The sequence below is a fragment of the Amycolatopsis sp. lyj-108 genome (assembly GCF_046549005.1).
Classification (GTDB): domain Bacteria; phylum Actinomycetota; class Actinomycetes; order Mycobacteriales; family Pseudonocardiaceae; genus Amycolatopsis.
Genome location: NZ_JAJPWQ010000008.1, coordinates 1 through 13,050, shown reverse-complemented (window position 1 = coordinate 13,050; position 13,050 = coordinate 1). Strand labels below are relative to the sequence as shown.

Sequence of the window (13,050 nt, the reverse complement as noted above, 5' to 3'; positions counted from 1 at the left end):
CTCACCTTCGCGGGCACTCCACAGGGGACGAAACCTCCTGTACCGTAACTTACGGCATCGTAGGTAAGGTCACCCTTAGGGAAAACCTAGAGGGTTGCGCATAGAAAAGAAGTGACTGCATGACGGCTACCCTGGACCGTTCCCAGAAGCCCGCGAAGGGCCCCAAGCCGGTAATCGAAGGACATCGATCGAGCGGCGTTCAGCTCTCGGTCTACCTCGGGGTCATCTTCCCGCTCGCCGCACTGCTCGCGGCCGTCCCGTTCGCCTGGGGCTGGGGACTGACCTGGGTCGACGTCGGCCTCTTCGTGGTCTTCTACGCGATCAGCGGACTCGGTATCACCGTTTCGTATCACCGCTACTTCACGCACGGCTCGTTCAAGGCCAAGCCGTGGCTGCGCGTCGCGATGGCGATCGCCGGCAGCATGGCCGTCCAGGGCCCCGTGATCACCTGGGTCGCCGACCACCGACGCCACCACGCCTTCTCCGACCGCGACGGCGACCCGCATTCGCCGTGGCTGTTCGGGACGACACCGGTCGCCATCGCCAAGGGTTTCTGGCACGCGCACATGGGCTGGCTGTTCGACCGCGACCAGACCAACGCGGAGCGCTTCGCGCCGGACCTGGTGAAGGATCCGGCCATCAAGAAGGTCGACGACCTGTTCTGGCTGTGGAGCCTGCTCACCCTGGTGCTGCCCGCGATCCTCGGTGGACTGATCACCTGGTCGTTCTGGGGCGCGGTGACCGCGTTCTTCTGGGCCGGTCTGGTGCGCGTCTGCGTGCTGCACCACGTGACCTGGTCGGTGAACTCGGTCTGCCACATGATCGGCGAGCGTCCGTTCGCCGCCCGTGACAAGTCGGCCAACTTCTGGCCGCTGGCGATCTTCTCCTTCGGCGAGTCGTGGCACAACCTGCACCACGCCGACCCGACCTCGGCACGGCACGGTGTGCAGCGCGGCCAGATCGACATTTCCGCGCGGCTCATTTGGATCTTCGAGAAGTTCGGCTGGGCCTATGACGTGCGCTGGCCGACCCCGCAGCGCCTCGCGCGCATCGCCACTGAAAGCAAATAGCGAGGTCGCGTTAGTCTTCTGCGATGGCGGGGAGAAGGCGGACCAAACGTGAAGCGGTCACCGGGGCGCGTCCTGTCGCCCCGGTGGCCCGGGTGCGGATGACGGGGACCGAGCGCAGGCAGCAGTTGCTCAACGTCGCCAGGGCCCTTTTCGCGGAGAAGGGTTTCGAAGGCACGTCCATCGAGGAAATCGCGCACCGCGCGAACGTCTCCAAACCGGTGGTGTACGAGCATTTCGGCGGCAAGGAAGGCATCTACGCCGTCGTCGTCGACCGCGAGACCCAGCTGCTGCTCGACCGGATGGTCTCCACACTCCACGGCGGGCACCCGAGGGTGATGCTGGAGCAGGCGGCGATCGCGTTGCTCTCCTATGTCGAAGACTCGCACGACGGCTTTCGCATCCTCGTCCGGGATTCGCCGGTCGCGAGTTCGACGGGCACGTTTTCCACGGTGCTGAACGACATCGCCAGCCAGGTCGAGCACATCCTCGCGCAGCAGTTCGCCGCGCGGGGTTACGACGAGAAGCTGGCCGCGCTGTACGCGCAGGCGCTCGTCGGCATGGTCGCGTTGACCGGGCAATGGTGGCTCGACGCCCGGAAGCCGAAGCGGGACGAGGTCGCCGCACATCTGGTCAACCTCGCCTGGAACGGTCTGTCCAATTTGGAACACAAACCGAAGCTGCGGCTGTACTGAGACCTGCGTCGCGCGGCCGTAACGTTTTCCCGGCGATGAGCGCTACGTCCCCCACAGAGATAATCCGACTGGGGGAAGCACCGTGGAAAACTATCCCGCGCCTGCCGTGGAGCAGCTGGAGCCGAAGAAAAGAACCTGGCTCAAACCGGTCATCCGGCTGGGCATCTTCGGCGTCATCGCCTTGATCGCGTTCTTCGTCGCGAATCCGTTCACGGCGTCGAGCACCGAGGTCGGCGCTTGCCTCAAAGGCGATGTCAGCAACGCGGACAGCGTCGAGAAATCCGAATGCGGAACGCCGGAAGCGAACTTCAAGGTCGTCGGCAAACAGGACGGAAAGTCCGAAATCGGGCTCAAGCTCTCGGGCGGATCCGAATGCGACGACTATCCGACGACCGACGCGTACTTCTTCCAGGGGAAGAAGGGCAGCAGTGACGGCACCCTGCTGTGCCTCGAAGATCTGAAGAACCCGGGTGAGCGGGCGCCGGTCGTCGGTGACTGCCTCCCCGCCGACGTGGTCGAGGCGAAGAAGCTCACGAAGGTGGACTGCGCGAACGCCGCCTACAAGGTCCTCGCCATCGAGAAGAGCACGGCGATCCTCGTCGACGACAGCACCGTGTGCACCCAGGTGCCGTCGACCGACGAGAAGATCGCATGGCAGCGGGCCGGCGCCGGCGGGCTCCCGCAGTCGCGGGTGCTGTGCCTGGACAAGCTCAAGTAGCGGTCGTCAGCGCAGGAGGCCGGTCTCCCGCAGGTGGTCGAAGATGATCTTGCCCACCGCGGAGAGCCGGTCCCTGTCTTCGTGGTCCAGCCACGCGAGTTCCTCGATCTCGCTGCCGGCCGCGAGCGTTCCGCTGAATTCGGCCGTGTAGCAGGTCGTCCGGACCACGAGGCCGGACGCGTGGCCATCGGCCTGCGCTTCGAAGACTCCGGCGGGCGCGATGCTCGCCGGATCGATCTCGACGGTCAGTTCCTCGCGGATCTCCCGGGCCAGCGTCTCGGCGTCGCTTTCCCCGGGTTCGCGTTTGCCGCCGGGCAGGTAGAACACGGACTTGCCGCGCGAGCGGGCGGTCAGGATCCGGCCGTCCCGCAGGTACAGCCAAGCGATCTTGTCGATCATGGTTCAGCCCAGTGCCGCGGCGGTTTCGGCGGTCGTGAGCACTTCGCCCAGCCGCGGGAACACCTTCGTGAGCGCGGATTCGTGGGAGATCGCGGCGATCCCGGCCATCGCGTCCGAAACGGCGACGGTCTCGTAGGCGTGGTCGATCGCGGCGCGCAGCGTCGATTCGACGCCGTACTCCGTGGCGATCCCGGCGAGCACCAGCGTCTTCACGCCGAGTCCGTGCAGGAGTTCGTCGAGTCCGGTGCGGTAGAACGCGCCGATCGTGTGTTTCGTGATCAGGTGCTCGCCTTCGCGAGGCGTCAGCTCGGCGACCAGTTCACTGCCGGGCGGCTGCTCGTCGACGCCCGGCCGGTGCGCCCGCACGTGGACGATCGGTGAGCCGGCCGCGCTGAAGGCGTCTCGCAGCAGGACGGCGTTCGACACGACTTCGGTGCCTTCGATCGGGACAGTCTCGAGTGCGACGATCCGCGTCTGGAGGTCGATCAGGACGAGCGCGGTCGTCGCCGGGTCGATCTTCGTCATGCGGGCAAGCCTAGTGTCCCTCTGCTGGAGATATGGGAGAGCACAGGGAAATCGTGGTCACCGGCGGCGGAACGGGACGGCCGGAGACCTGAAAGCGTTCGCCGCGAACTGGCAGGCCAATCTCGACGCGAACGTGCTCAGTGCCGTACTGGTCACCCGCGCCCTGCGGGAAACGTTCGCCGACGGCGCGCGGATCGTCACCATCGGCTCCATCGTCGTCCACACCGGAGCTGGTTCCTACGGTGCCGCCAAGGCCGCGCTGGAAGCGTCGAACGTCGACGTGGCAAGGGAATTCGGACCGCGGGGGATCACCGCGAACATGACTTGCAGGACACGGCCTAGGCGCCAGGGGTGACGCGGAGCAGCTTGTCGTCCTCACCTTCCGAAGTGGTGATGTAGAGCGCGCCGTCCGGGCCGCTGCGAACGGCGCGGAGCCTGCCGAACTTGTCGTCGAACTCCGGCGGCAGCGTCACTTCGGTGACCTTGCCGGTGTCGTCGAGGCGGAACAGCAGGAGCTTCTGCCCCTTCAACGCGGTCACGGCGAGCGAGCCTTCGAGCGGGCCCCACTGCGATCCGGTGAGGAATTCCGCGCCGCAGATGGCTTCGGTGATCTCGCCGGTCGTCCACAAAGGACTGACGGCGTCCGGGAAGCGTTGCTTGTCGGTCATCGGCACGCTCTCGTCGTAGCTGGTCTCGGTGCCGCCCTTCGACGGGTCCCAGCCGTAATTCGCGCCCGCGCGTTCCAGGTTGACCTCGTCGTCGATGGTCGGCCCGTGCTCGGCGGTGAACACCTGACCGGAGCCCGGCCGCACCGTGACGCCCTGGACGTTGCGGTGCCCGAAGGTGAACACGCGCTGCTCGTTCGGATTCGCCGACGAGATGAACGGGTTGTCCGGCAACGCGTTCCCGGTCTTCGCGTCGATTCGCAGCACTTTGCCGCCGAGACTCGTCCGGTCCTGCGGGTGCTGCGGGCGGGCCGTGTCGCCGGTGCCGACGAGCAGCGCGCCGTCCGCTCCGAACGCGGGACGGCAGCCCGAATGCCTGCCGCTGGAGTTCACCGGCAGCCCGGTCAGCAGGTCCTTGACCTTCGTGGCGCTCGCGCCGTCGTCGGAAAGCCGCCAGGTGACCAGCCGGATGTCGACGGCCTTGTCGCCTTCCTTGTGGGTCTGGCAGGTGATGAATTCGCGCGAAGTCGCGAAGTCCTTGCTGATCACCATCCCCATCAGACCGCCTTCGCCGCGTACGTGGACGTCGGAGAAGTCGGCGGTGACGTCGCGCTTCGTGCCGCCGTCGACCAGTGCCAGCTTCCCGGGGCGCTGGGTGACGAGGATCTTCCCGTCCGGCAGGAAGCCGACGTCCCAGCCGTGTTCGAGCCCGGCCGTCACCTGCTCGACCTTCAGCGACGTCACGGCGGGCTTCGAGGTGACCGGCGGGGCGCTCTGCACCGGTTCGCTCGACGCCCCGGAACAGGCTGTGACCAGCAAGGACAGGGACGCGAACGCGACGACGGCGGTTGTGCGCATGACATCAGCATGCCACCGTGCTCAACCGCCCGCGCGCACCAAACCGCTTTCGTAGGCGAACACGACCGCGTGCACCCGGTCGCGCAGGGAGAGTTTCGCGAGAATCCGGCCGACGTGGGTTTTCACCGTCGTCTCGCCGATATAGAGCTTCGACGCGATTTCGCTGTTCGTCAGCCCGCGCGCGATGAGCGCGAGGACGTCCTTCTCGCGTTCGGTCAGCTTCTCCAGTCGCTTGCTTTCGCCGCCGTCGAGGGCAGCGTCCAGATAGCGGTCCAGCAGGCGTTTCGTGACCGAAGGCGAGACCATCGAATCCCCGCGAAGCACACCCCGGATCGCGACGAGGATTTCTTCGGCCGGAGCGTCCTTGACCAGGAATCCGCTGGCGCCGGCACGCAACGCCGCGTACGCGTATTCGTCGAGGTCGAAGGTGGTGATCATCAGGACCCTCGTCCCTGGCAGAGCCGCGCAGATCCGCTCCGTCGCCGCGACACCGTCGAGGACCGGCATCCGGACGTCCATCAGGACCAGGTCGGGCCGCAGTTTCAGGGCGGTTTCCACCGCCTCGGCCCCGTTGGCGGCCTCGCCCGCGACGGTCAGGTCCTCCTGGCTCGTGACGATCATGCCCATCCCGACGCGGACCAGTTCCTGGTCGTCGCAGATCAGCACCTTCACCGCGGATGTCATCCCGCCTCCACCACCAGACTCGCGGCCACCCGGTAACCGCCGTCCCGGGTCGGCCCGGTGTCGAGTGTCCCGTGGAACATCTCGACCCGCTGCGCCATCCCCGCCAGGCCCCGCCCCGAAGACGGCAGCCGCGGCGCGGGCGGATCGGAACCGCCGGTGTTCGTCACCTCGATCCGGACGTCCCGGCGCGGGCCTTCCCCGCTGAAATCGATTTCGACGGTTCCGCTCGCGTCGCCGGGCGCGTGTTTGATCATGTTCGTCAGTGCTTCCTGGACTATCCGATACGCCTGGAGCGCGGCGCTGGGCGGCAGCCCGCCGGCGTCACCGGTAACCCGGAGGCCGACTTCGCGGCCCGTCGCGCTCACCTGCTCGACCAGTTCACGAAGTTCCGCGACGGCGGGTTGAGGACTTCGAGCGGTTTCGCCCGCATGGAGGACTTCCAGGAGCCGGCGCAATTCGGCCAGCGCGTCGCGACCCGCTTTGCCGATCGTGTCGAGCGTGCGGTCGACCGCTTCGGGATCCTTGTGGCGCATGAGTTTCGCGCCTTCGGCATTGAGCACGATGACACTCACGCTGTGCGCGAGGACGTCGTGCAGTTCCCGTGCGATGCGGGTGCGCTCTTCGGCGACCGCGGCCCGCGCGCGGGCGTCCTGCTCGGAGGCGGCCAGCTCCGCCTTCACCGCCTCCTCGTCCGAAAGACGTTGGCGCGCGCGGAAGAATTCACCGAGGGCCCAGGCCGCGACGTGCAGCGGGATCGTCGCGAAGATCGCAACCTCCGGTCCCTGTTCGGTGGTGGCTCCCCAGGTGAGGCCCCAGCCGACGTCGAGGGAGACGATGACGACGGCGATCACCGCGGCGAACCGGCGGTTGCCCGCGCGGACCAGCGTGTACAGCGCGACGGCCATCGCCAGTTCGCCGCGGCCGCGGTCGTATGCCCAGAACGCCACGAGGTACTGCGCGGTCACGCCCGTGACGATCAGCACCGCGACGATCTCGGGATGACGCCGCCGCCAGAGAAGCGGCACGAGGAAGAGGTACGGCACGAGCAGGATCGCCTTGGGGACCGGCGACGACCCCGTCGGCACGAGGAAGACGAACCACGCGAAGAGCGGCAGGTCGGTCACCCAGGGGTGGGCGCGGATCCGCTCGGACAGCCTGAGCACGTCCCGAACGTAACCGCGGCGGGCGGCCGAGCGCGTCGTCCTGGGGTACCCCCGGCGTCCTCCCGCGGTAGGACGGGACCGGACGTCGCGGCCGACGCGGGGCCACGGAACCCGTTCCTAGCGTCGGGATCATGTCGATCACCAGGGAATTCCTCCGCCATCCGATGCTCACCGGGGCCGTCGCGGCCAGCTCCCCGAAGCTGGCCGAAGCCATGACGACGGGCCTCGGGCTGGAAAACGCCCGGCTCGTCGTCGAACTGGGGCCCGGTACGGGCGTGTTCACCGGGGCGGTCCTCCGCCGGCTGCCGCCGGGCGCCCGGCTGGTCGCCGTCGAGATCAATCCCCGGCTCGCCGGGAACCTGCGGGAGCGGTATCCGGAGGTCGAGATCGTCCAGGGGACCGCCGAGAACTTGGACGAATACGTGCGCGACGCCGCCGACGTCGTGGTTTCCGGTCTGCCGTGGACGGTCATGACGGCGGAACGGCAGGAACGGATCCTCGACCAGGTGACCGGGATCCTGGTCCCGAACGGGCGGTTCACGACCTTCGCCTACGCGCACGCGGCGTGGGCACCGCCGGGCAGGCGATTCGCCGCCGCGCTGCGTGACCGGTTCGCGGTGACCGGGCGGTCGCCGGTCGTCTGGCCGAACCTGCCGCCCGCGTTCGTGCACCGCGCGGCGCTGCCGGTCAGCGCGTCAGGATCGCGGCGGTTTCGGCGTCGGCGGGAAGGAACGTCTCCAGTTTCAATTCCGACACCGTGACGTCGGCCGCGGTCGCGAACGTCGTGATGGCGGTGATCAGGCGCAGTTCGCCCGCCGAAGTGGACAGGCGCATCGGCACCGCGAATCCGAGGTGATCGGGCCCTGGCGGTCCCGGCTCCGGAACGTAACTTTCGAGTTCGGCCAGCAGCGCGGTGAGCCGCTCGTCGGGCGCGTGCGCGATCTCCTGCGTCAGCCGTTCCAGGATGTGCCGCGCCCAATCCGCGAGGTTCAGCACCCGCGGCGCCATCCCCTTCGGATGGAGCGCGAGCCGCAGGGTGTTGACCGGTTCCTCCAGCAGCTCCGGCGCGACGTCCTCGAAGAGCAGATCGAGCGCGTCGTTGCGGGCGACGAGCACGCCGTAGCGGTCGACCACGATGGCCGGATACGGCCGGTGCCCGTCGAGCAGCCGCCGCATGCCGTCGAGGACCGGCTTCAACCTGGGATCGTCCAGTTCCGTTTCGGGGAAACCGGGCGCGAAGCCGGCCGCGAGCAGCAGGCCGTTGCGTTCCCGGAGCGGGAGTTCGAGCGATTCGGCGACGCGCAGCACCAGGCCGCGGCCGGGGATCGACCGGCCGCCCTCCAGGAAACTCACGTGCCGCTGGGTGGTCCCGGCCCGTAACGCCAGTTCCAGCTGGGACAACCGCCGCCGCTCGCGCCAGGCCCGGAGCGCGGGGCCGAATCCGGAAACCATGGTCGTCATCTTGGCCGAGTCGCGCGCGGCTCGGCCATTCCCTCGAAGGAATTGAGACGATTCCCCGCCGCGGCGATGCTTCCGGCATGAAATTCGGTCTGGTCGTCCCCACCTATCGGCCCATCCTCGACGCCGGGCGCACCGCGCCGGAAATGGTCGCCGTCGCGGTCGAAGCCGAACGCCTCGGTTTCGATTCGGTCTGGGTCGGCGACACCCTCGCGAAGGCGCCCATCGATCCGTTGACGTTGCTCGGCGCGTTCGCCGCCAGAACGGAACGGGTCACCCTCGGCACCGCCGCGCTGCTCCCGGCGTTGCGGGATCCGGTCCTTTCCGCGAACGCGATCCTCTCGCTCGACCTGCTCAGCCGAGGCCGGCTCACGCTCGGCGTCGGCGCGGGGTTCGCGGGCCGCAGCGAACCCGAATTCGCGTTCACCCGCGTTCCGTGGGAACGCCGCCGTGCCCGGCTCGACGACATCGTCGCGTTGTGGCGGCACGTCTGGAGCGGGAAGAGCGGCCCGTTCCACGGCGAGGTCCTGCACTACGACACGCTTCCGGAGTACCCGGAGCCGCACCGTCCCGGTGGCCCGCCGGTGTGGCTGGCCGCGTTCACGCCGGGCGCGCTGGACCGCGCGGGACGGCTCTACGACGGCTGGTTGCCGTATCCGCCCGACGTCGCGGACTACGTCGACGGCCTCGCGAAGATCCGCGAAACGGCCGTCCGCCCTGTGACACCCGCGTTGTTCGCGACGGTGCTCATCGAGAATGACCCGATCAGGGCCCGCGAGCGGCTGGAGGACTACGCACAGCGGAATTACGGCGTTCCGCTGGACTTCGTCGAGAAGATCCAGGTGTACATCGCCGGGAGCGCCGAGCAAGTCGCCGACAGGTTGCGCGAATACCAGGACGCGGGGGCCGAACACGTCCTGATCCGCGTCGCGACGCAGGAACCGGCCGAGTTCGACGAGCAGCTCCCGAAGGTGGCCGGCGCACTGCCGAGGTAATCGCGCGGCGGACTGTCGGTGCCCCCACGTAGGCTGGGACGGTGACAAACGCTCCATTGTCCGGACTCCTTCATTCCATCCTTCCCGATCCGGCCCTTCGCGGGGTCGTGGAGCGGGCCGGTGCCCCGGTGCTCGAACTCCAGGGCGCGATCGCCACCCGCCAGCTGGTCGCGGGCGCCCTCGCCGCGGACGAGGGCGCCGGCCGCCCCGTGCTCGCGGTGACCGCCACCGGCCGCGAGGCCGACGAGCTGACCGCTTCGCTGAAGTCGTTCCTCGGCGAAGGCGCCGTCGCCGACTTCCCGTCCTGGGAGACGCTGCCGCACGAGCGGCTGTCCCCGCGGGCGGACACCGTGGGGCGGCGGCTGGAGGTGCTCCATCGCCTGAAGACGGGGGCCGACGACCTGCGCGTCGTCGTCGCGACCGTCCGCAGCCTCATCCAGCCCATGGCGCCAGGGCTCGGCTCGCTCGCGCCGATCGATCTGGTGGTCGGCGAGGAGCAGAGTTTCGAAGGGCTGCTGGAACGGCTGGTCGAGCTCGCCTACACGCGGGTGGACATGGTCGAGAAGCGCGGCGAGTTCGCCGTGCGCGGCGGCATCCTCGACCTGTTCGGGCCGACGGCGCAGCATCCGGTGCGCGTCGAGTTCTGGGGCGACGAGGTCAGCGAGATCCGCGCGTTCGCGGTGTCCGACCAGCGGTCGCTGCCGGGGGAGATCCGGCACGTCAGCGCGCCGCCGTGCCGTGAGCTGCTGCTCACCGAGCAGGTTCGCGCGAAGGCCGCCGAGCTGGCGACGACGTACGAAGCGGATGCCCAGCTCACCGAGATGCTCACCAAGCTTTCCGGCGGGGTCCCCGTCGAGGGCATGGAGGCGCTCATCCCGGTGCTGTGCGAGGGCGAGCTGGACCTGCTGACCGACGCGATGCCCCAGGGCACGCACGTGCTGCTGGCCGATCCGGAGAAGATCCGCGCCCGTGCGGCCGACCTGGTCCGCACCGGGCAGGAGTTCCTCGAAGCGTCCTGGACCACGGCCGCCGCGGGCGGACAGGCGCCGATCGACCTCGGCGCGTCGGCGTACCAGGACCTCGCGGAGATCGCGAAGCACGCTCAGGAGACGAAGCGCCCCTGGTGGACGCTGACGCAGCTGGCCAGCGACGATCCCGACGTCTACCGCGTCTCGATCGAGGCCGCGCCGAACTACCGCGGCGAGGTCGAGCGGGCGACGACCGATCTGCGCGCGCATACGGCCGCGGGCGGGACGGCGGTCCTCGTCGTCGCCGGGCACGGCACCGCGGCCCGCGCCGTCGAGCAGCTTTCTGCCGGAGAGGTGCCCGCGTCGCTCGCGGAAGGCATCACCGGTCCGCTGACGCCCGGCGTCGTGACGGTGACATGTGGCGGTCTTTCGGACGGCTTCGTCTCGCCGGAGCGAGCCCTCGTCGTGCTGTCCGAATCGGATCTGACCGGCCGCGGCTCCGGCGCCGGAACGTCCACAAAGGACTTCAGTACCAAGATGCCGTCGCGGCGCCGCAACGCCGTCGACCCGCTCGCCCTCAAAACGGGCGATTACGTCGTGCACGACCAGCACGGCATCGGCCGGTTCATCGAGATGGTGCAGCGCACCGTCGCCGGCGCCACCCGCGAGTACCTGCTGCTGGAGTACGCCTCCTCCAAACGCGGGCATCCGGGGGACCGGCTGTTCGTGCCGACCGACCAGCTCGACGAGGTCTCCCGCTACGTCGGCGGCGAGCTGCCGACGCTGAACAAGCTCGGCGGGTCCGACTGGAAGAACACCAAGGCCAAGGCCAAGAAGGCGGTCAAGGAGATCGCCGCCGAACTGGTGCAGCTCTACGCCGCGCGGCAGTCCGCGCCAGGGCACGCGTTCGGGCAGGACACGCCGTGGCAGAACGAACTGGAAGACGCTTTCCCGTTCACCGAGACCAACGATCAGCTCGCCGCGATCGACGAGGTCAAGGCGGATATGGAAAGCGGCGTCCCGATGGACCGCGTCATCTGCGGTGACGTCGGCTACGGCAAGACCGAGATCGCGGTGCGCGCGGCGTTCAAGGCGGTGCAGGACGGCAAGCAGGTCGCCGTGCTCGTGCCCACGACGTTGCTCGCGCAGCAGCACCTGAACACCTTCACCGAACGGATGGGTTCGTTCCCGGTGAAGATCAGGGGGCTCTCGCGGTTCACGAACAAGACCGAATCCGACGCGGTTCTCGAACAGCTGTCCTCCGGCGACGTCGACATCGTGATCGGCACGCACCGCCTGCTGCAGACCGGGGTCCGGTACAAGGACCTCGGCCTGGTGATCGTCGACGAGGAACAGCGGTTCGGCGTCGAGCACAAGGAGCACATCAAGGCGCTGCGGACACACGTCGACGTGCTGACCATGTCGGCAACGCCGATCCCGCGGACGCTGGAGATGTCGCTCGCCGGGATCCGCGAGATGTCCACGATCCTGACCCCGCCCGAGGACAGGCACCCGATCCTGACCTACGTCGGCACGTACGACGACAAACAGGTCGGCGCCGCGATCCGGCGCGAACTCTTGCGCGACGGCCAGGTCTTCTACGTGCACAACAGGGTTTCCTCGATCGAGAAGGCCGCGAAGCGCATTCGCGAGCTGGTGCCGGAGGCGCGTGTCGTCACCGCGCACGGGCAGATGAACGAGGACAAACTCGAGAAGATCATCCAGGGCTTCTGGGAGAACGAGTACGACGTGCTCGTCTGCACCACGATCGTCGAGACCGGGCTGGACATCTCGAACGCGAACACGCTGCTCGTGGAACGAGGCGACCTGCTGGGGCTCGCGCAGCTGCACCAGCTGCGCGGCCGGGTCGGGCGCGGGCGAGAGCGCGGGTACGCGTACTTCCTGTATCCGCCGGAGGCACCGCTCACCGAGACCGCGCACGACCGGTTGGCGACCATCGCGCAGAACACCGAACTGGGCGCGGGTATGGCCGTCGCGATGAAGGACCTCGAGATCCGCGGCGCGGGCAACATCCTCGGCGCCGAGCAGTCCGGGCATATCGCGGGCGTCGGTTTCGATCTGTACGTGCGGCTCGTCGGCGAAGCGGTCGACGCGTTCCGCCGTCACGCGGGTGCGGACACGGCGGAGGAGGAAGAACTCGCCGACGTCCGGGTCGACCTCCCGGTGGACGCGCACATCCCGCACGACTACGTCCCTGGCGAACGACTGCGGCTGGAGGCGTACCGCAAGATCGCGGCCGCGCCCGACCAGGCCGGGCTCGACGCGGTGCGCGAAGAACTCGTCGACCGCTACGGCCAGCCGCCAGCGGCGGTGCGGAGGCTGCTCGCCGTCGCCGCGTTCCGGCACACCTGCCGCGCGGCGGGCGTCACCGAGGTCGCCGTGCAGAGCACGTCGATCCGGTTCGCGCCGCTGCCGCTGGCGGATTCGCAGCTGGTGCGGCTGAAGCGCTTGTACCCCAAGGCTCTCTTCAAGGCGGTGACGAACACGGTCTCCGTGCCGAGGCCGACCGAGGGCCCGGCGGGCGGCCGGATCGGCGCCCCGACCCTGCGGGACGAGGAGCTGCTGGACTGGTGCGCGAAGCTGCTGACGAATCTGATGAAGTCGCCGGCGCCCGTCGCGTGACCAGGCCGTCGGGCCGGGACTGGGGCTCCGGTGCCTACTGGCTTGTGGCTTCTGGCTTCTGGCTTCGGCTGATCGCGGGACTCGGAACACACGCCTCTAGGCCCACCAGCCACTTCGAGTGACCAGGGTGCCGGAAGGCGTGGGTCGGGTTGGTCGTGAGTGGCGATTCGGGTTAGAACCCGAATCGCCCCACCCGCCGGGTTTGCACGCCC

12 protein-coding genes and 1 pseudogene are annotated in these 13,050 nt (G+C 68.6%); 7 read left to right on the top strand and 6 right to left on the bottom strand.

Translation table 11 applies throughout. The features are described 5' to 3' along the window. Window positions 1-119: 119 nt before the first annotated feature. The 3 genes from ACLJO0_RS26920 to ACLJO0_RS26910 all read left to right on the top strand — a co-directional run bounded on the left by ACLJO0_RS26920 (window position 120) and on the right by ACLJO0_RS26910 (window position 2,480). Entirely contained in the window at window positions 120-1,070 is a 951-nt protein-coding gene (locus ACLJO0_RS26920; protein WP_125674120.1) for an acyl-CoA desaturase, read from the top strand. 98 nt (window positions 1,071-1,168) lie between these two features. Next, window positions 1,169-1,762, top strand: a complete 594-nt coding sequence (locus tag ACLJO0_RS26915) for a TetR/AcrR family transcriptional regulator (RefSeq protein ID WP_037318732.1) — start codon at window positions 1,169-1,171, stop codon at window positions 1,760-1,762. An 82-nt stretch (window positions 1,763-1,844) separates the two neighbouring features. Further along, window positions 1,845-2,480 (top strand): hypothetical protein, encoded by a 636-nt coding sequence (locus ACLJO0_RS26910; protein ID WP_410581275.1) that lies wholly within the window; start codon window positions 1,845-1,847, stop codon window positions 2,478-2,480. Between the two features lie 6 nt (window positions 2,481-2,486). On the opposite strand, the gene ACLJO0_RS26905 is transcribed toward ACLJO0_RS26910, so the two are convergent. Together ACLJO0_RS26905 and ACLJO0_RS26900 are read right to left on the bottom strand one after the other, a co-directional pair. Then, a complete protein-coding gene (locus tag ACLJO0_RS26905) occupies window positions 2,487-2,879 on the bottom strand; it encodes an NUDIX hydrolase (protein WP_410581273.1) in 393 nt (130 codons plus the stop codon). Window positions 2,880-2,882: 3 nt separating this feature from the next. Next, the gene (locus ACLJO0_RS26900) at window positions 2,883-3,404 is read right to left on the bottom strand and encodes an isochorismatase family protein (protein ID WP_410581271.1); all 522 of its coding nucleotides are present in this window, start codon (window positions 3,402-3,404) and stop codon (window positions 2,883-2,885) included. A 67-nt stretch (window positions 3,405-3,471) separates the two neighbouring features. Between ACLJO0_RS26900 and ACLJO0_RS26895 the strand changes: the two are divergent. After that, window positions 3,472-3,726 (top strand): annotated as a pseudogene (locus ACLJO0_RS26895) (SDR family oxidoreductase); the annotation flags it as partial. 16 nt (window positions 3,727-3,742) lie between these two features. Here the strand turns inward: ACLJO0_RS26895 and ACLJO0_RS26890 are convergent. Genes ACLJO0_RS26890 through ACLJO0_RS26880 form a run of 3 tightly spaced genes read right to left on the bottom strand, consistent with a single transcriptional unit; the run spans window position 3,743 to window position 6,774 of the window. Further along, window positions 3,743-4,927 carry a PQQ-dependent sugar dehydrogenase gene (locus tag ACLJO0_RS26890; RefSeq protein ID WP_410581270.1) on the bottom strand — a complete coding sequence of 395 codons (1,185 nt, stop codon included), beginning with the start codon at window positions 4,925-4,927 and terminating at the stop codon, window positions 3,743-3,745. A gap of 21 nt (window positions 4,928-4,948) precedes the next feature. Next, window positions 4,949-5,611, bottom strand: a complete 663-nt coding sequence (locus ACLJO0_RS26885) for a response regulator (RefSeq protein WP_410581269.1) — start codon at window positions 5,609-5,611, stop codon at window positions 4,949-4,951. After that, window positions 5,608-6,774, bottom strand: coding sequence for a sensor histidine kinase (locus ACLJO0_RS26880; protein WP_410581268.1), 1,167 nt, complete (start codon window positions 6,772-6,774; stop codon window positions 5,608-5,610). Before ACLJO0_RS26880 ends, ACLJO0_RS26885 begins: the two co-directional genes overlap by 4 nt. 131 nt (window positions 6,775-6,905) lie before the next feature. On the opposite strand from ACLJO0_RS26880, the gene ACLJO0_RS26875 reads away from it, so the two are divergent. Then, window positions 6,906-7,535: a class I SAM-dependent methyltransferase gene (locus ACLJO0_RS26875; protein ID WP_410581267.1), complete on the top strand. Its 630-nt coding sequence runs from the start codon at window positions 6,906-6,908 to the stop codon at window positions 7,533-7,535. Here the strand turns inward: ACLJO0_RS26875 and ACLJO0_RS26870 are convergent. Next, a complete protein-coding gene (locus ACLJO0_RS26870; protein ID WP_410581266.1) occupies window positions 7,462-8,226 on the bottom strand; it encodes a helix-turn-helix domain-containing protein in 765 nt (254 codons plus the stop codon). The genes ACLJO0_RS26875 and ACLJO0_RS26870 overlap by 74 nt on opposite strands. Window positions 8,227-8,312: 86 nt before the next feature. Here ACLJO0_RS26870 and ACLJO0_RS26865 point away from each other — a divergent pair, with 86 nt between their 5' ends. Both ACLJO0_RS26865 and mfd read left to right on the top strand, forming a co-directional pair. Then, entirely contained in the window at window positions 8,313-9,227 is a 915-nt protein-coding gene (locus tag ACLJO0_RS26865; protein ID WP_410581264.1) for an LLM class flavin-dependent oxidoreductase, read from the top strand. A gap of 56 nt (window positions 9,228-9,283) precedes the next feature. Then, complete coding sequence (gene mfd / locus ACLJO0_RS26860) at window positions 9,284-12,838, top strand: transcription-repair coupling factor (RefSeq protein ID WP_410581796.1); 3,555 nt, start codon at window positions 9,284-9,286, stop codon at window positions 12,836-12,838. The last annotated feature ends 212 nt before the right edge of the window (window positions 12,839-13,050 follow it).